The sequence below is a fragment of the Marinitoga okinawensis genome, from assembly GCF_055387075.1.
The window spans coordinates 760,969-778,442 of the sequence record NZ_AP042422.1 but is presented as its reverse complement, the minus strand read 5'-3'; the positions used below and the strand labels follow the sequence as shown (position 1 = coordinate 778,442).

Below are 17,474 nucleotides of genomic sequence, written 5' to 3'. Positions count from 1 at the left end.
TACTAACAATTTTAGCATTTTTAAGGAAAAAAATCAATATACAAAGAATTATTAAATGAAATACTTTTAAGGAGGAAATTCTATGTTAGAAGTTATTGAAAATAAGATTTTAGTTTTTTGGTTCGAAAATTTTGCAAGTAATGTCACAGCAATAGAGCTATCTGATGAAGTTATATTAATAGATTCCTCATTATACCCTGAAAAACTTAAAAAAATTATTGATTTAGTTCAACTACGAACAAAAAAACCTGTTAAAAAGATTTTCTTAACTCATTATCATCCAGATCATTCTTTTGGCGCAATATTTTATGGTGAATTAGAAATTATTTTATCAGAAAAAACTCTAATAAAATTATTTGATTATAGTGACAAGACTTTACAAAAAATATCGGACGAATCCGATTATAACTTTTTAGATTTACAAAAAAGATTATCAAAATGCAACTTTAATGTATTTAGGAATGAAAATATTATCACTTCTTCCAAAACTATAATTAGTGCTATTTCATTGGGTGGTCATACTGAAGACTCCACTATATATAAAATATACCCAGAAAACATAATAATTTCTGGTGATATTGTTGTTTCAGGAGTTCATTCTGAATTAAACGAGGCTAATATTGATAATTGGATAAAAATTTTAGAAGAATTATCAAAACAAGATATAAAAAAAATAATTCCAGGTCATGGAAAACCTGGATCCACTGAATTATTTAAAACACAATTAAATTATTTAAAAACTTTTAAAAATGAAGGAAAAGAAAAATTGTTAGGTTCTTTTAAAACATATAAATATCCGGAATTACTTTTGAATTTTTAATAAATTCTTTCTTATAAAATCTGTGTTATATGGAGTTATTTTAAATATTACTTCAACTTTTTTCTTATTATTTGAGTTAAAAAATTCTATTTTATCAATAAAATAATTATCAAATTTTTCATACATGTATATTTTCATTTGAGTATAATCTACTCTTAAAAGTCTTAAAGCTGTTTTTGATTTAGGATAAAAATAATAAATTTTATATGGTTCTTTTTTTATTTCTTTAATGAAAAATTTATCTTTAGAATAAGTTAATGATAGTATTTTTATAAAATCTTTAAAAATTTTAAGATTACTTTTTATACCATTATATTTATCAACATCATTTTTTAAATTAGTATAAAATTCGTCTGTATGTAAATCATAATAATAATCAATTCCTGATAAAATCTTAGGTTCGTATATTCTAAAATAAAAATATTTATAATTATCCACATAAATATCCATAAAAACTGAGGTGGGAGAAGAATCCACCTCAAAATTTATTTTTATTTCTATTTTAAATTCTTTCATATGAGAATATCTTGATATAGCATCATCTAAATCATTAGAAAAAATAATGACTGAAAATAATATAGTAAAAACAACTATTATTTTTTTCATTTTAATGCTCTCAACCTTTCTTCTAAAGATACTATTTCTGTTATTCTAACACCAAAGTTCTCATCTATAACAACTACCTCTCCTCTGGCAATCAATCTACCATTTACATAAATATCAACTGGTTCTCCAGCTAACTTATCAAGTTGTATCATAGAACCTTGGTGAAAATTCAAAATATCTCTTAATGAATATTTTCTTCTACCCAACTCAACAGAAACATTTAATGGAACATCAAATAATAACTGTAATTTTTCAAAATCAACATCTTCAGTAGGTTCTACGATTTTTCCTGATATTTGCCCAAAATTTTTAGGTTGAACATTAACTTGTTGTTCTGGAGGGATATATCCCATCGGTTGTTGCATTGGCTGTTGCATCGGCACCTGTTGTGGATATCCCATTGGTTGCTGCATTGGCTGTTGCATCGGCATCTGTTGTGGATACCCCATTGGTTGCTGCATTGGCTGTTGCATCGGCATCTGTTGTGGATATCCCATCGGTTGCTGCATTGGCTGTTGCATCGGTTGTTGCATCGGCATTTGTTGTGGGTATCCCATTGGTTGTTGCATCGGTTGTTGCATTGGCATCTGTTGTGGCTGCTGTGGCACATTTGCTTCTTCTTTTTTCTCTAAATCAACTTTTTGAGCTGCTAATACTTTATCTTTAATGTTGTTAGCTATATCTATAGGTACAAATTGCCACATTTCTCCTTCTTCTAAACCTTGTATCAATAATTTAAATTTAATTCCTATTATTGTATCAGACGCATTCTCTAATTCAGGAGGAAAAGATATATTCGGGTCATCAAAATCTATTACTTCTACTTGAGGAGGAGTTATATCTACTTTTGTATTTAAAAATTCAGATAAAGATGTAGATGCTGCTCCCATCATTTGATTTATTGCTTCAGCTAATGCACTTATTGATATTTCATCAAATGTTTCTGGAACATTTTCTCCTGTTCCACCCATCATTAAATCAGCTATAACTGATGATATATTAGCAGGGAATAAAAAGAAATTTGTACCTTTTAACCCATCTTTATAATCAATAGAAATTATTAAATATTTTCCTGAAAATTGGTTTTTTATTTCGGACTTCAATAGGGTTATTGGAGTTGGACTTGATATGTCTACTTTTCTTTTCAATAATGTTGATAAGGTGGTAGCACCTGCTCCCATTGCTATGTTTCCAACTTCACCCACTAAATCTAAAATAACAGGGTCAATACTCTTCTGCCCATCTGATGTATTTATATTATTTTCATTAGGTTTATTTCCTTCCTCTTTATTTAAACCTTGCAATAAGGCATCTAATTCTTCTTGAGATAAAAATTCATCTGACATAGATTACACCTCCACTATTGAAGCCCTTCTAAGTATCTTTCAACCATAACTTTTTCTAATAGATCAGGATCTTCTTTTTCAATATTTACTGCATAATATCCTTTATAAATCCCAGGCATTCCTTTAAAAACAGGTGTATCCTGGATTGTAACATTTATAGGTTCATCATTAAATGAGTTAAGTCTAATAACATCACCTACATCAATATTTAAAAAATCTTGTAATTGTATTGTAGTTTCTCCCAATACAGCTTTCACATCAGCTTTTGTCATTAATACAGAATTTTTCAATTTTTCAATTTGCTTTTGCGTGGTTTTCCTATCTGGTGACCATAATCTTGTGGTTAATTTTTCATTAATCGGTTCTAAAAGTGATGATGGCCAACAAACATTAATAAAACCTTGTATATCCCTAAAATTAATCGATAGTGTAATTAAAACTGTCATTTCATTTGGAGCCGCTATTTGAACAAATTGCGGGTTAAATTCCGTTTTTTCTAATATTGTATCAAAAGGAACAATTGTTGTCCAAGCTTTACTTAGAGCTTTTATCATTGATAATCCTTCTTTTCTTAATATAGATAATTCCAGCTCTGTTGGAGTCCTTAATGTTTCTAATGGAATGCCTGGACCTCCCAATAATTTATCGACCAAAACATATCCTATATCTAATCCCATTTGAAATACTGCACTACCTGGCAATATATCTGTAGAAAAAACCGAGATAAATGTTGGACTAGTTAATGATTGTTGAAATTCACTAAATGTTATTTGATCTACACTTGCAAAAGTTACATTTACATATGTTCGAGCTCTAGAAGATAAATATGTTGATACATCTCTTGCATAATTTTCATGAATAAGCTGAAGTGTTCTCAATTGCTCTTTTGAGAACTTCATTGGCCTTCGGAAATTATATTCCCGAACATTTGCCATTATATCTTCTTCTTCATTTACATTAGAAACATTTAACGATCCGGCCTCCATAGCATGCAATAATGCATCTATTTCTTCTTGAGATAATGTTTCATTATCTGGAGGCATAATTTCACCACCTTTTTTAATACGCTGATGTGATTACAACAATATCTATTATAACTTGTATTACCCCAAATTTTTCTTTTTCTCCAACAAATCCTGTAATTTCATTTACAGCATTTTTTATTTGATTTTTTAATATTTCTCTTCCTTCAACAGAAGTCAAATCTTCACGAGTTTTTGTTATAAAAATTAATCCTATTGCTTCAAGAATTTCCACATTATATTGAGCTACTGCAGCTCTACATTCATCACTTCCAACTTTCAATTGAAGAGCATTAACAATAGCTATTTCATTCCCACCTTTGAGCATAAATTGTCTTTGATGACCTTCTCTAATAACTTCTGCTATTCCTATTTGTGGAGTTTTTTGAACACCTTGAGCTTGTTGTTGAGCTTGTTGTTGAGCTTGTTGAATTATATTTTTTCCTAGCATATTTATAAGGAAATATGCTCCTCCCACTGATAAAATAACCGATACTAAGATAGCAATTATTAATAGCATCATTATATTAGGCTTTTTTTTACCCTCTTGCTCTTCTTCCTGAATTTCTTCATCAGCCATTTTTTCACCTCACTAACGCAATCGTTGCCTTAAAATTAATAAATCTATTCTTCGATATTTTTTTCTTAATGTTTCTAAATCTTTTTTATATTCGTTTTCTAATTCTTTTTCCTTTTTTTTCATATCAGCAATGGATATTCGTCCTTGCTCAAAATCCTCTTTTAATTTTAACTTTTTAGCTTCAATATTAGATTTTAATTTTTGTATATCCATTTTAATATCTTTATCTCCAACTGCAATAGGATAAAACCTTTCTGGATCATAATAATAATTAGGATCAAATTTTCCTTCCTTTACCTCTGCTAATCTTTCCAATGTTCTTTTTTGTTTCATTTCATCAGCATAAAATTTTGCTACACTTGCAGCTCTTGCTGCTCCTAGATGCCAATTAGATGGATATACTGAAGTATCCGAAGGTGGCCTATCATCGGTAAAACCATAAATTTCTATAGCGTTATTCGAATGCTCGATAAGTATTATACCTAATTTATATAACAATTCTTTTGCGTCAGCGGTTAAACGAGCACTCCCCGGTTCAAAAAAAGCCATATCCTGCATTTTAATTATAGTTCCTTTATCATTTTCCTCAATAGAAATTCTACCTTTATATTTTGGATTATCCTGAAGTCTAAAAAGTTCAACTCTTATACCTGGATTCGAAGTTATAAGACTTTCTTCAGATAAACTCCTTCCACCAGTTAAAACACTAGGTGGTGTTCCACTAAAAGGACTTCTAAAACTTACAGCGGCTTGTTGAAACTTTCCAGGCGATATTGATGACATAGAGAATAGCATAACAAAGAAAGTCATTAATAATGAGTTTAAATCACTAAATGTTGCCAGCCATCCAGCTGGTGGTGGTGGCCCATCATCTTTTTTACATTTATCAGCCATTTAAATCACCCTTCTTTTTCTGATTCATATTTCTTTTTATCATCTGGACTCAAGAATGCTTTTAGTTTTTCTTCCATTAATCTTGGGTTTTCACCTGATACTATAGATAATATTCCTTCTGTTATCATTCTTAAAAGGTTAACTTGCAATGCAGTCCTTCTATTTATTTTTTCTGCAATTGGTAGAGTAAATATATTTGCAACTAAAGCTCCGTATAATGTTGTGATAAGAGCTATAGCCATTTTAGGACCAATAGTTGTAGGATCATTCAAAGTACCTAACATCAAAACCAAACCAATTAAAGTACCAATCATCCCGAATGCTGGGGCTAATGATCCCCAAGTATTTAATACTCCTGACCATTTACCTTGTTCTGCTTCAAATAAATCCATTTTTATTTCAAGTATTTTTCTTATTTCTTCGGGATCAGTTCCATCTACTGCTGCACGGAGCCCATCTTTCATAAAATCATTATCTAGTTCTTCCAAATCTGCTTCTAATGATATTAATCCTTCTCTACGTGCTTTTTCCGCAAAAGAATATAGTGTTTTTAATATTTCAACAGCATCTATTTTAGGTTCTTTTATACCCATCATGATGGCTTGAAAAAACTTAAAAGAAACATCTTTAGGAGCTGCAATCATCATACCACCAATAGATCCAACAACAGTAATAAAAAATGAAGGCATATCAATTAATGCTCCCATTCCAGAACCTGCTCCTAATACTATAGCTGCCATAGCTAAACCTAAACCAGCTAAACTCGAAATATCCATCTAATCACCTCTTTTAAATCCAAGAGAAAATATTTTACTTTTAAATTCAATTATTTTATTGATTATATCTTCCACTCCTTCTTGAACTATATAAATATGTCCATTATTTAGTATTATTGTTGTATCTGGACGAGATTCTATTTTTTCTATCATATCTGGATTTATAAAAAACTCTTTACCCCCTAGATTTGTTACTTTAATCATTTAATCACCTCACTATCTCTTGAGGTTTACAAGCTCTGTAAGTATCTGATCAGAAGTGGTAATTACCCTTGCAGCAGCCTGAAAACCTCTTTGTGCTGTGATCATTTTTGTAAATTCTTCAGATAAATCAACATTAGACATTTCTAAAGCACCTGATACTAATGTTCCAGCACCTTCCTCACCAAATGATCCGATTTTCGCTAATCCACTATTTTCACTTTGTGCAAACATTGAATTACCCATATCAACTAAACCACCAGGATTTGTAAATTTTGCTACAGCTACTTGTGCAATTAAATCTGATTTACCATTAGAAAATAACCCCATTACTTCTCCCAGATCATTTATTGTGAAATTTTGTAACACTCCTTTTGCATTTCCATCTTGATCTTCTATATTTACTGAATTTGGTGCTGCAAATTGAGTAAGATCATACATATTTAAATTAACTTTAACTGGTCCAGCAGCTGCTACTGATGCTGGCGCTACCCTTTCATTTGGTGAAGCTCCTGTTTTTGCTGGATCGAACCAAAAACCTATTGCACCATTATCAGAATCAGATGTATCATAATCAACATATCCAACAGAATCTAAATTCCATCTTGAAGTTAAATATTGTCCTTTTCCATCAAAAGCAACCACACCTTCTGCTGGATCGGATGTTGTTGTTCCATCCTCTGTTATTTTATACAATGGCTGTCCCTCAACAGTCTCTGCTTTCCAATACCAGGTATTATCAGATATTTTTGAATATTTTATATTAATATCATAATCATTTCCTAAAGAATCGTATACTTTTGTGGAAATTACAACATTTGGATTTTCATATTCTGCAACTTTATAATTTTGAGAGTTTTCTGTATCTATAAGTCTCAATTCCCCAGAAACAGGGGTTTGTATTACTTTTTTTGCAGCAACATATCTTACAGTACCTGCTTCACTACTTTCACCGCTATTATTAGAAGCTGTAGATACAAAGGTATCAGTTGCATTTGCTTCAATAACTGAGAGACCAGAAATTGTATATTTTCCATCTGCAGATTTCCATCCACTTTCCATTTTTGTATTAAATTCTTCAACTGTATCTGCAGATGTATCATCATCATCAGCATCAGAAAAAGTTACAGTCTTTAATGTGCCACTTTCCTTCACTTTTAAAGTAATAGAAACATTTCCAGTATCATCTACACTAAAAGATATATCTCTTGGATCATAGAACACTTCATTATTTTGACTGTCCTTTAAAGAAATCCCACCTAAAAATTTTACACTTCGTTGATTTGTACCATCTGTTAATTGTAGTCTATTGTCTTCATCTTGATATTTTGGTATTAATTCACCTTTGGTATCTGTCATATAAATCCCATCTAAACCCCATTCACTTTTTTCATCTGAACCTGATTGATAAAGCTCTATAGATAATGCATTATCCTGTCCTACCGGCAACAAAGCTACGGATTCTGAAATACCTGAATCCAAAATCAAATTTTTTAATGTTATTTTGTTTCCATTCCCATCATCTAAAGTAACTCCTTGTGCAAACAATCTATTCAAATCATAAAATGTACCATCTGTTGTAATTGTTCCTGTATATGTAGTACCTGCACTATCAGCTACTTGAATAGTCACTTGATTAGGATTTGTTGCATCTCTATATATTAAAACATCAGGTCTATTATCAACTGTATTGTCTTGTGATGATAATGTAATGGGATTACCATTATTATCTGAAACTGAGACATCTCCATATGCTCTTAAGGGCCAATCTATTCCATTTTTTCCTAAATCAATTCTAGATCCAGCTGGAAATGATGAATTGAAATCACTTGAAGCATTAGCTCTTACAATATGTCCAGGATAATTTGACCATCTTAATACATTCCCAACTTCATCTAATTCAACTTCACCATAGTTACTTCCACCAAGTAATTCATAATTTTTATCAGGATCAACTGGTTCAGCATGCCATCTATAAACTATTCTATCTTTATACTGATCTGACATTATCCTTTCAAAGGAAAATTTTACTGGAACAACATCACCTGAACTAGATTTTATCGTTAATGTTGTTTCTTTTATACCAACATCGGAGTTTAAATTATCTGATAAATTCAAAAAAGTTGTTTCTCTTGCTTCCATAACCAAATTAGGAGAAATAGTTATATCCTGGATAGGTTCATTAGAGTCGATATATCTTTTACCTGAATCAGTAATTTTAGAATTCCATCCTTGTAATTTCATCCCACTGGATGGATTAACAAAATGTCCATCAGAATCTAATGTAAAATTTCCTGCTCTTGAAAAATATTTTGATAAACCATCAGATAAAACAAAAAAACCGTCTCCTTTTATTGCCATATCTGTTTTATTCCCTGTATTTTGAAGCGAACCTTGTGTCATCATTTTATCTATCGAAGCTATCTTTGAACCTAATCCAACTTGTATAGGATTTGTTCCTCCAAATTGCCCACTAGCGCTTCTTGATTCTGCTATTGTTTGTGATAATGTATTTTGAAAAGTAACTCTGGATGTTTTATATCCAACAGTATTTACATTTGAAATATTGTTACCTATTACATCTAGTTGAGTTTGAAAATTTTTTAAACCTGTTTGACCACTAAACATAGCTCTCAACATAATAATCTCCTCCTAATTTATATAATTTTATATTTCTGATATTTCAATTATTTTATCTGTACTATATTTTTGACCATTTACCAATACATAAAACTGATTATCCTCAAACTGAACAGCATCTACTTTTCCACCATCTAACCCTCCAATTTTTACTTTTTTCCCATCTTTGTATGTATATACATCATATTTATATTCACCATCTGGCAATTTAACCCCATTAGTTCCAATCCCATCCCAATTAAAAGTCTTCATACCTTCATCCTGAATACCAAGATCTTTTGTATAAACTAAATTATCTTTATTATCATATATATCTACATAAACTTTAGTTGGTTCTTCAAGATTATAAACAATAGCATCTGAAAATCCTCCAGATAAATTTATTTTATTTGTTTCAACTACAACATTTTTCCCTATTAAATTGGATGCTTGAACTTTAAATAAATTCATTTGAGATGAAACCATATTTTGAAAAGATTTGCTCATATTCATTATTTGCTCAGTAGATGACAGTTGGGACATTTGAGAGATAAATTCTTTATCATCCATTGTATTCGTAGGATCTTGATACTTTAATTGAGTCATTAATATTTTTAAAAACGCATCTTTATCTAACTCTTTTTTAGGCTCTGAATCTGTTGGGTTATTCGTTGGAGAAATGTAATTCAAAGTATTTATACCATTAATCATAAATATTCACCTCTTATTAATTCCCAAAATTTATCTCTTCTATTTTTTCTATCTTTTTCATTATCCCTTTCATTAGAACTATCATTTTCTTTTGGGTTTTCATTATTTCCATTATTATCTTTTTTCTCTTGATCATTTTCTTTTTTATCATTAAATTCACTCTTTATTGTAAAATCTACCTTTTCAAACTTTTCTTTAAAAACTGATAATAACGGTTTCATTCGTTCTTCTATTTCATCTTTATTTTCATGTTTTTCTAAATTAAACTCAATCTTTATATTTTTATGAGATTTTATTATTGTGATTTCTAGATTACCTAAATCTGGCGGATTTATTTTTACTACTGTTCTTTCAAAATACTTTGGTATATTATTTATTTTATCTATAGAACTCTTAATGTTACCAACTAATTCGTTTAAAGAGATTGTTTTGGGAGTGTTTTGAGGGCTATCAACAAAACTATTTATATAATTCATGGTTTTATTTTCATACAAAGGATGCAAATATTCTATATTATTTAATTTAACTGGCCTCAATTTTTCTGTTTTTGATATAACATTTTTATTTGGATAATATATCTTTTTCTCAGAATATTCATGTTTTTCAAGTTTGTACATTATTGCATCTATTTTTTTTATAATATTTGATATTATTACTTTATTATTTCTTTTAATAAAGACTATATTTTTGTTATCATCTATCTTTCTTATAATTTTATTTTGAAATTTGAAATCACTTTCAATTTTATTTTTCGACAACACATCTACTTTTTCCTTCATAAGTTTCTTAATATTTTTTCTGGTTATTATTACATGTATTTTTTCGTTTGAAAATAGTGTTTTTTCAAGTTCTTTATTATTACCAAAGTCACTTATCTTTTTTTCAATAATTTTATTTAACTCTTTAGACATAAAAATACTATTATTTATATCTTTTAAACTTTTTTTGATTTCTAAATCTATTTTTGCTATTTTTATAGTTTTTAATTTTTCATGGACATATATTTTTACTCCTGAAGGTAGTTTTAATTTTATAAATTCATCTTTTCTAACATTCATTATTTCTTTTGTTGGAAAGATAAAAATAATTGAATTATTTTCTAATTTCCCTGAAGCTAAAATATTCTCTAATAGAATATTTTTCCTATCTCCATCTTCTTTTATATTTAAGCTTTTTTTATTATTTATTACTTTTTTGCTTTCTGTTTTCACATTTCCTACTTCTTTTATTGCTTCTTTACTTTTCATTATCTCTTTTAATTCTTTTACTTTATTTCCTATCTCTTTTGGTAATTCTTCTTCTTTATTCATTATTTCTTTTATTATTTCTTTTATTATTTCTTTTATTATCTCATTTATCTTCTCGCTTATTTCTTTGTTTATCTTTCCTTTTTTATTTCCTATGCTTATTACTTCTTTTTCACCTTCATTTTTTATTTCTTTGCTTTTCACTATCTCTTTTAATTCTTTTACTTTATTTCCTATCTCTTTTGGTAATTCCACTTCTTTATTCATTATTTCTTTTATTATTTCATTTATCTTATTACTCATTTCTTCTTTTGCTAATTTTTGTTTTATTCCTTTATTTATTAATTTTTTGCTTTCTACTTTTTCATTTCCTGCTTCTTTTTTCACTTCTTTTATTGCTTCTTTGCCTTTCATTATCTCTTTTAATTCTTTTACTTTATTTCCTATTTCTTTTGGTAATTCTTCTTCTTTATTCATTACTTCTTTTATTATTTCATTTATCTTATTACTCATTTCTTCTTTTGCTAATTTTTGTTTTATTCCTTTGTTTATCTCTTTCTTACTTCCTTTTATTGCTTCTTTGCCTTTCATTATCTCTTTTAATTCTTTTACTTTATTTCCTATTTCTTTTGGTAATTCCACTTCTTTATTTATTACTTCTTTTATTATTTCATTTATCTTATTACTCATTTCTTCTTTTGCTAATTTTTGATTTATTCCTTTGTTTATTAATTTTTTGCTTTTTACTTTTTCATTTCCTGCTTCTTTTTTCACTTCTTTTATTGCTTCTTTGCCTTTCATTATCTCTTTTAATTCTTTTACTTTATTTCCTATCTCTTTTGGTAATTCCACTTCTTTATTTATTACTTCTTTTATTATTTCATTTATCTTCTTGCTTATTTCTTTGTTTGTCTTCCCTTTTTTATTTCCCAAGCTTATTTCTTCTTTTGCTAATCTTTGATTTATTCCTTTGTTTATCCCTTTTTTATTTATTACTTTTTTGCTTTCTGTTTTTACATTTCCTACTTCTTTTATTGCTTCTTTACTTTTCATTATCTCTTTTAATTCTTTTACTTTATTTCCTATCTCTTTTGGTAATTTCACTTCTTTATTTATTATTTCTTTTATTATTTCATTTATCTTATTACTCATTTCTTCTTTTGCTAATTTTTGTTTTATTCCTTTATTTATTAATTTTTTGCTTTCTACTTTTTCATTTCCTGCCTCTTTTTTCACTTCTTTTATTGCTTCTTTGCCTTTCATTATCTCTTTTAATTCTTTTACTTTATTTCCTATCTCTTTTGGTAATTCTACTTCTTTATTTATTACTTCTTTTATTATTTCATTCATCTTATTACTCATTTCTTCTTTTGCTAATTTTTGTTTTATTCCTTTGTTTATTACTTTTTTACTTTCTACTTTTTCATTTCCTGCTTCTTTTTTTCCTTCCTTTATTTCTCCTTTTCTTTTCACTATCTCTTTTAATTCTTTTACTTTATTTCCTATCTCTTTTGGTAATTTCACTTCTTTATTTATTATTTCTTTTATTATTTCATTTATCTTATTACTCATTTCTTCTTTTGCTAATTTTTGACTTATTCCTTTGTTTATCTCTTTCTTACTTCCTTTTATTGCTTCTTTGCCTTTCATTATCTCTTTTAATTCTTTTACTTTATTTCCTATTTCTTTTGGTAATTCTTCTTTATTCATTACTTCTTTTATTATTTCATTTATCTTATTACTCATTTCTTCTTTTGCTAATCTTTGATTTATTCCTTTGTTTATCTCTTTTTTATTTATTACTTTTTTGCTTTCTGTTTTTACATTTCCCACTTCTTTTATTGCTTCTTTACTTTTCATTATCTCTTTTAATTCTTTTACTTTTTTTCCTATTTCTTTTGGTAATTCTTCTTTATTCATTACTTCTTTTATTATTTCATTTATCTTTTCATTTATTTTCTCATTAATCACTATTTTTCTAGCTTTTTTTGCAATAAATAAATCTCCTGGAGAATTTTCTCCAGAATTTTTAACTGATACTATATTATTATTTTTTATTAATTTTGAATCAATATTTTCTTTGATAATAAAAATTTTGGAAAGTTTTAAATTTTTCCCAAGGGAAGATCCTCTTAAAGTTTTTTCAGAAGTTTTTTTAATATTTACACTGGAAATTTTTAAAGAAAGTTTCTTTATCCTAAATTTAACATTTTTTTCAACACAAAGATTATCACCTTTTTTTGTTGATATATTTAAATATTTATCAAAAAAATTTTCACCTTTATATATATTATTTTTTTTATCTTCAATTTTATTAACACTGCGTAATTTTAACAAATTAGATACCAAAAGATTGGATGGCATTTTTTCCCTCCTATTTAGTTTTCACCTCCCCAATCTTTGATATAACATTAGCTGCTTTAGTTGGATTAATTTGAGCTATTGCTTGAATTATTTCAGCTGCAGTATCTGAAGGCAGTATTAATAATGCATTCACAATTAAATCAATACTTACTTCATCTCTTGACAAGGCTAATGCTATTTGTGCTGGTGTTGAGGAGGCAAACCATTCTGCAAGTTTATTTATTCTATATTTGTAATCTTCAAATACTTTCTTTTCCTCTTCAAATGATTTTTTTTCATTTTCTAATTTAGCTTTTTCAGCTTCTAGATTATTTGATTCTGTCTTTAATTGTGAAGAAAGTTTATTTAATTCCTCAATTTGACTTTGAATTTGTTTTGATTTTTCTTCTAATTCCTTTAATCTATCTTCAATTAATTTTTCTTGTATAACATATGCATTTCCTACATCTAAATATTCATATTTTACTCTGTCTTTTAAAACAGGCACTTTTTGTAACATATAGGCAATAAAACTTTTCCAATCTTCTGTAATACTGAGATTAATAGTTTTTATTCTATTAAATTCAAAATTAACATATAATAAAGCTAATGCTATTAAAGTTATAAATATCGACCAGAAAAATAAAGATAATAATCTTTTTATTCTACTTTTTTCATTTTTTTCTTTTTTAGCCATAACTCACACTCCTTTTAACAATGTCAATTTATAGTATATCAAATTTTTTCATTTTTTTTAAGTATTTTATGCAAATAATAAAAAAAGAGGCATATTACATGCCTCTTAGCTTAAAATACAGGACCAAATCCAAATGTCCATTTAAATTTGTTTTGGTGATCAAAAACCCCTTCAAATCTTATAGGTCCAAGCATTGGTACTGTTAATTTTACACCTAAACCATATGACCATAAATACCCATTCAACAAATCTGTATTATTTGCATTTCCTATATCAAAAAAAGCATAAAGATCTACAGGAACATTTTCTTTATTTATTTGATATTGGATTTCTGTATTATTTAATATCATCATATTCCCATTTAAAGAAGAAAAATCATACCCTCTAATAGTATACATTCCCCCTAAATAAAAATCATATAATTCATTTTTATCAATTACATAACCTGTTTTAAATCTATTTGCAAATGTGAATTTATAATATGTATAAAATGCTTTACTTTCCAAATATCCTCCATAATAATATTCACTAGTTTTTAATGTATTTAATCCTCCAAATCCCTGAATTGTACTATAAAATCCATTGTATGGTCTAAACGGATAATCTAATCTGGAATAAGTATATCCTAAACCGCCACTTATTTGTTTTTTTACATCATATGTATTTGGATTATATTTTGTTTCAGAATAGCTAAAATTCATATTTATATTATTAAAATCATTTATACTATAATTTGGCGATAATGAAAATGACATTTTATTTGATACAGTTGCTTCTCCAGTTATATTTTCCTGTGCAACTCCAACATTTTTATCATATGAACCATAACTAAATTTTGTATTTAATGAAAATCTTGTCCCTAATATATTTTTTATACCATAACCACCATTAAATATATATGTTTTAGATAACGGGTTAATATTAGTTAATAAATTAAAAGACTGCCCGTATCCCCACGGATTTGCCCATTGAAATTCAAGTTGTCCAAGAAATCCCATATACCAGGGAGCATTTTCTGGTATAGTATAAGTTATTCCCCCAATAAATTTTCCTGGTTTATTTTTTTCTGTAATATCAATTTTAAAATCTAATTTATTATCTTTTTGACTATAGGGATAAACATTTACATTTTCAAAAAAGCCTGTTCCTGATAAAGCATAATAAGTATCCTGAATATCTTTCGTTCTTATTACATTTCCTTCTATAAGCTTTATTCCAGGTTTTATTAAATAATCTTTAGTTTTTTGTTCGGGTTTTATTTCAATAGAAACATCTCCAACTTTATACTCTACAATATTATATGTTAAAATACCTGCATTATAATTAGCATTAATCTCTACAAACGGATATCCAAGATTATTATAATAGTCTTTTAATAATTTTATACTATTTAATATTCCAATATTGGTTATCGTTGAATTTTCAGAAATATTTGATTGTTTTAATTTATCTACTATTTCATAATTCTTTAAACTTTCATTACCTTCAATAACTATCTTTTTTATAACAGATGGATTATTTATTATTTTCCTCAATTTTCCACTTAAAACAATTACCAGATCTCCTCCAGGAGTTTTATCAATATTGATTGGCTTTATAGAAATTTGCGTATCTTTTGAAAAATATGGAAGCTGCTGTAACGATTGGAAAATTTTTTGAATATCCTTAACTTTAGGATATGTATCCTTAACATCTGATCTGAAAAGAAAAAATTTATTCTCCCAATCTTTTCTAAAATTGAATCCAAATACTTTCTTTATCTCATCTTTATCTAAATTCTTCAATTCATCTTTCAGCTCGACATCCCACAAATCATATTCTTTCACAATATACACTAAAGTATTTTTATCGTATAATTTATTGTTAACCGTAGTGGCTTCAAGAGATAATTTATCTGATTCCATTTTTATATTACTTAAAACTTCTATATACATATATCCATTTTCATTAAAATATTTTTTTATTTTTTCTAAACCGTCTTTATATTCATTTATATTCAACGGTTTATTAATTTCTGTATATAAATCAGTAGATATAGGTGTTAAATCTAATAACTTATCACCTATAACCTTAATTTTTACATCTTTAATAACAGGATTTGTTTTAAAAATAAAGGTTAATTCCTTTTTGTCTTCAGAATATTTATAAGAAATTGAAGAAAAATATGGATATTTTTTTTGTATACTTTCTATAGCCAACTTTATATCTATTTCTCCTACAATAGAATCATCTTTTATATCGTATTTTGATAATATTTCTCTTAAATTGTTTTCAATGAAAGAAATATTTCCATCAAAAGATATTTTTTCAACATTCATTAATGCAAATATATTAATGAACATAAGCAACAAAATAATTACTATAAATTTTTTCTTCATTTTGAAACCTCCTTAATTTGTTTTTCTAATTCTATTATATATTTTTTTAGTAACATTAAATCTAATGCATTTGTTAAATCAAAATTTTTCTTTAAAAAATTTGTTTCTATGGTATATCCTTCCTTTTCAAAAAATCGTGTGATTTTCCAAAAAAAATCGCCACTTATATTTAAAACATTTAATAACATTTCTGGAATATTACCTATTGGTTGGCAATCAATATTCTTTATATTAAATTCTGCTATAACTGTTGTTCCTATATTTTCATAAGAATAAATCTTGAACTTTCCACCAGTTTTTTCAACAGAATATTTTAAAAAAGGTAGTCCAAGTCCAAACTTTTTTCTCCTTTCTTTTTTACTGGTAAAAAAAGGATCTAGTGCTTTTTCTAATTTTTCTTTATTCATACCTCTTCCATTATCAGAAACTATAAATTTAAAATTATTTATTGTTTCTATTATTACCAAATAACCTTTATTACCACCAGATTTTATAGCATTTTCACATATATCAATTATATGATCACTAATAGTTCTTAATGTTGCCAAATAGGAATCACCTTTCTTTCAAAAATAGCTCTTTTAAACTCTTTAAAACTTTTTGTTTTTGCATTTATTTTACACGAAGGTACTAATTGTTCTGGAAAATGCGCATCTGTTCCAAAAAGGAAATTATTGAATCCCATTTCTTGAGATTTTTTTATTTCATTTTTATTTTTCACTTCAACAGCATCTATACATATATTTTCAGGTAAAAATCCTAAATTTGTAATTAAACCATTAAATCTAAAAATATGTGCAGGAACAAAAAGAGCATTATATTTTTTTGAAAGATTATAAATTTCATTTATGGAAAAAGAAGATGCACTTCCTAAATATGGTGTTTCTTTTATTTTTCCAAAATTACCATCTATATTACATATAATTTGATACCCCAATTTATCTGGATTATATTCTTTAATTATAAGACTTTTTTCTATGATATCACCAAATTCTTCAGCTTTTTCTACCGTTTCAAAATATATTAATATATGAACTTCTTCTTTTGATGTCACTTCTATTCCAGGTATAACATTAATATCAACATTTTTTAAGATTTTAGAATAAACTTTGATATTAGATGTTGAATTATGGTCCGTTATTGCTATCCAATCCAATTTATTAATACGTTCCAAAAAAACATCTGGACTCATAGTGATATCCGCACAAGGTGACAGTACAGTATGAATATGAAA

General features: G+C 27.3%; 15 protein-coding genes. 1 reads left to right on the top strand and 14 read right to left on the bottom strand.

Annotated elements, in window-relative coordinates:
- Window positions 1–82: 82 nt before the first annotated feature.
- Window positions 83–820: an MBL fold metallo-hydrolase gene (locus ACZ5CK_RS03870; protein WP_464582585.1), complete on the top strand. Its 738-nt coding sequence runs from the start codon at window positions 83–85 to the stop codon at window positions 818–820.
- On the opposite strand, the gene ACZ5CK_RS03865 is transcribed toward ACZ5CK_RS03870, so the two are convergent.
- The 14 genes from ACZ5CK_RS03865 to ACZ5CK_RS03800 all read right to left on the bottom strand — a co-directional run bounded on the left by ACZ5CK_RS03865 (window position 803) and on the right by ACZ5CK_RS03800 (window position 17,432).
- Window positions 803–1,426, bottom strand: coding sequence for a hypothetical protein (locus ACZ5CK_RS03865; protein ID WP_464582584.1), 624 nt, complete (start codon window positions 1,424–1,426; stop codon window positions 803–805). The genes ACZ5CK_RS03870 and ACZ5CK_RS03865 overlap by 18 nt on opposite strands.
- Entirely contained in the window at window positions 1,423–2,772 is a 1,350-nt protein-coding gene (gene fliY / locus ACZ5CK_RS03860; protein WP_464582583.1) for a flagellar motor switch phosphatase FliY, read from the bottom strand. The genes ACZ5CK_RS03865 and fliY overlap by 4 nt, the downstream gene beginning before the upstream one ends.
- Before the next feature lie 14 nt (window positions 2,773–2,786).
- The gene (gene fliM / locus ACZ5CK_RS03855) at window positions 2,787–3,815 is read right to left on the bottom strand and encodes a flagellar motor switch protein FliM (RefSeq protein WP_464582582.1); all 1,029 of its coding nucleotides are present in this window, start codon (window positions 3,813–3,815) and stop codon (window positions 2,787–2,789) included.
- A gap of 16 nt (window positions 3,816–3,831) precedes the next feature.
- Window positions 3,832–4,374: a flagellar basal body-associated FliL family protein gene (locus ACZ5CK_RS03850; protein ID WP_464582581.1), complete on the bottom strand. Its 543-nt coding sequence runs from the start codon at window positions 4,372–4,374 to the stop codon at window positions 3,832–3,834.
- 12 nt (window positions 4,375–4,386) lie between these two features.
- Window positions 4,387–5,268, bottom strand: a complete 882-nt coding sequence (locus tag ACZ5CK_RS03845; RefSeq protein ID WP_464582580.1) for an OmpA/MotB family protein — start codon at window positions 5,266–5,268, stop codon at window positions 4,387–4,389.
- 5 nt (window positions 5,269–5,273) lie between these two features.
- Entirely contained in the window at window positions 5,274–6,044 is a 771-nt protein-coding gene (locus ACZ5CK_RS03840) for a motility protein A (protein WP_464582579.1), read from the bottom strand.
- Window positions 6,045–6,248, bottom strand: coding sequence for a flagellar FlbD family protein (locus ACZ5CK_RS03835; protein ID WP_464582578.1), 204 nt, complete (start codon window positions 6,246–6,248; stop codon window positions 6,045–6,047). It abuts the gene before it with no gap.
- Window positions 6,249–6,260: 12 nt separating this feature from the next.
- Complete coding sequence (locus tag ACZ5CK_RS03830) at window positions 6,261–8,885, bottom strand: flagellar hook-basal body complex protein (RefSeq protein WP_464582577.1); 2,625 nt, start codon at window positions 8,883–8,885, stop codon at window positions 6,261–6,263.
- A gap of 27 nt (window positions 8,886–8,912) precedes the next feature.
- Window positions 8,913–9,575 carry a flagellar hook assembly protein FlgD gene (locus ACZ5CK_RS03825; protein WP_464582576.1) on the bottom strand — a complete coding sequence of 221 codons (663 nt, stop codon included), beginning with the start codon at window positions 9,573–9,575 and terminating at the stop codon, window positions 8,913–8,915.
- Complete coding sequence (locus ACZ5CK_RS03820; protein ID WP_464582575.1) at window positions 9,572–13,186, bottom strand: hypothetical protein; 3,615 nt, start codon at window positions 13,184–13,186, stop codon at window positions 9,572–9,574. The genes ACZ5CK_RS03825 and ACZ5CK_RS03820 overlap by 4 nt, the downstream gene beginning before the upstream one ends.
- Before the next feature lie 10 nt (window positions 13,187–13,196).
- Entirely contained in the window at window positions 13,197–13,862 is a 666-nt protein-coding gene (locus tag ACZ5CK_RS03815) for a hypothetical protein (protein ID WP_464582574.1), read from the bottom strand.
- 110 nt (window positions 13,863–13,972) lie between these two features.
- Entirely contained in the window at window positions 13,973–16,240 is a 2,268-nt protein-coding gene (locus tag ACZ5CK_RS03810; RefSeq protein WP_464582573.1) for a POTRA domain-containing protein, read from the bottom strand.
- Complete coding sequence (locus tag ACZ5CK_RS03805; protein WP_464582572.1) at window positions 16,237–16,788, bottom strand: ATP-binding protein; 552 nt, start codon at window positions 16,786–16,788, stop codon at window positions 16,237–16,239. Before ACZ5CK_RS03805 ends, ACZ5CK_RS03810 begins: the two co-directional genes overlap by 4 nt.
- Window positions 16,776–17,432: a PHP domain-containing protein gene (locus tag ACZ5CK_RS03800; protein ID WP_464582571.1), complete on the bottom strand. Its 657-nt coding sequence runs from the start codon at window positions 17,430–17,432 to the stop codon at window positions 16,776–16,778. Before ACZ5CK_RS03800 ends, ACZ5CK_RS03805 begins: the two co-directional genes overlap by 13 nt.
- Window positions 17,433–17,474 lie beyond the last annotated feature (42 nt).

Bases quoted from the DNA above. Each gene is read 5' to 3' on its own strand.
- ACZ5CK_RS03870 (WP_464582585.1), top strand. From the start codon at position 83: ATGTTAGAAGTTATTGAAAATAAGATTTTAGTTTTTTGGTTCGAAAAT.
- ACZ5CK_RS03865 (WP_464582584.1), bottom strand. From the start codon at position 1,426: ATGAAAAAAATAATAGTTGTTTTTACTATATTATTTTCAGTCATTATT.
- fliY (WP_464582583.1), bottom strand. From the start codon at position 2,772: ATGTCAGATGAATTTTTATCTCAAGAAGAATTAGATGCCTTATTGCAA.
- fliM (WP_464582582.1), bottom strand. From the start codon at position 3,815: ATGCCTCCAGATAATGAAACATTATCTCAAGAAGAAATAGATGCATTA.
- ACZ5CK_RS03850 (WP_464582581.1), bottom strand. From the start codon at position 4,374: ATGGCTGATGAAGAAATTCAGGAAGAAGAGCAAGAGGGTAAAAAAAAG.
- ACZ5CK_RS03845 (WP_464582580.1), bottom strand. From the start codon at position 5,268: ATGGCTGATAAATGTAAAAAAGATGATGGGCCACCACCACCAGCTGGA.
- ACZ5CK_RS03840 (WP_464582579.1), bottom strand. From the start codon at position 6,044: ATGGATATTTCGAGTTTAGCTGGTTTAGGTTTAGCTATGGCAGCTATA.
- ACZ5CK_RS03835 (WP_464582578.1), bottom strand. From the start codon at position 6,248: ATGATTAAAGTAACAAATCTAGGGGGTAAAGAGTTTTTTATAAATCCA.
- ACZ5CK_RS03830 (WP_464582577.1), bottom strand. From the start codon at position 8,885: ATGTTGAGAGCTATGTTTAGTGGTCAAACAGGTTTAAAAAATTTTCAA.
- ACZ5CK_RS03825 (WP_464582576.1), bottom strand. From the start codon at position 9,575: ATGATTAATGGTATAAATACTTTGAATTACATTTCTCCAACGAATAAC.
- ACZ5CK_RS03820 (WP_464582575.1), bottom strand. From the start codon at position 13,186: ATGCCATCCAATCTTTTGGTATCTAATTTGTTAAAATTACGCAGTGTT.
- ACZ5CK_RS03815 (WP_464582574.1), bottom strand. From the start codon at position 13,862: ATGGCTAAAAAAGAAAAAAATGAAAAAAGTAGAATAAAAAGATTATTA.
- ACZ5CK_RS03810 (WP_464582573.1), bottom strand. From the start codon at position 16,240: ATGAAGAAAAAATTTATAGTAATTATTTTGTTGCTTATGTTCATTAAT.
- ACZ5CK_RS03800 (WP_464582571.1), bottom strand. From the start codon at position 17,432: ATGAGTCCAGATGTTTTTTTGGAACGTATTAATAAATTGGATTGGATA.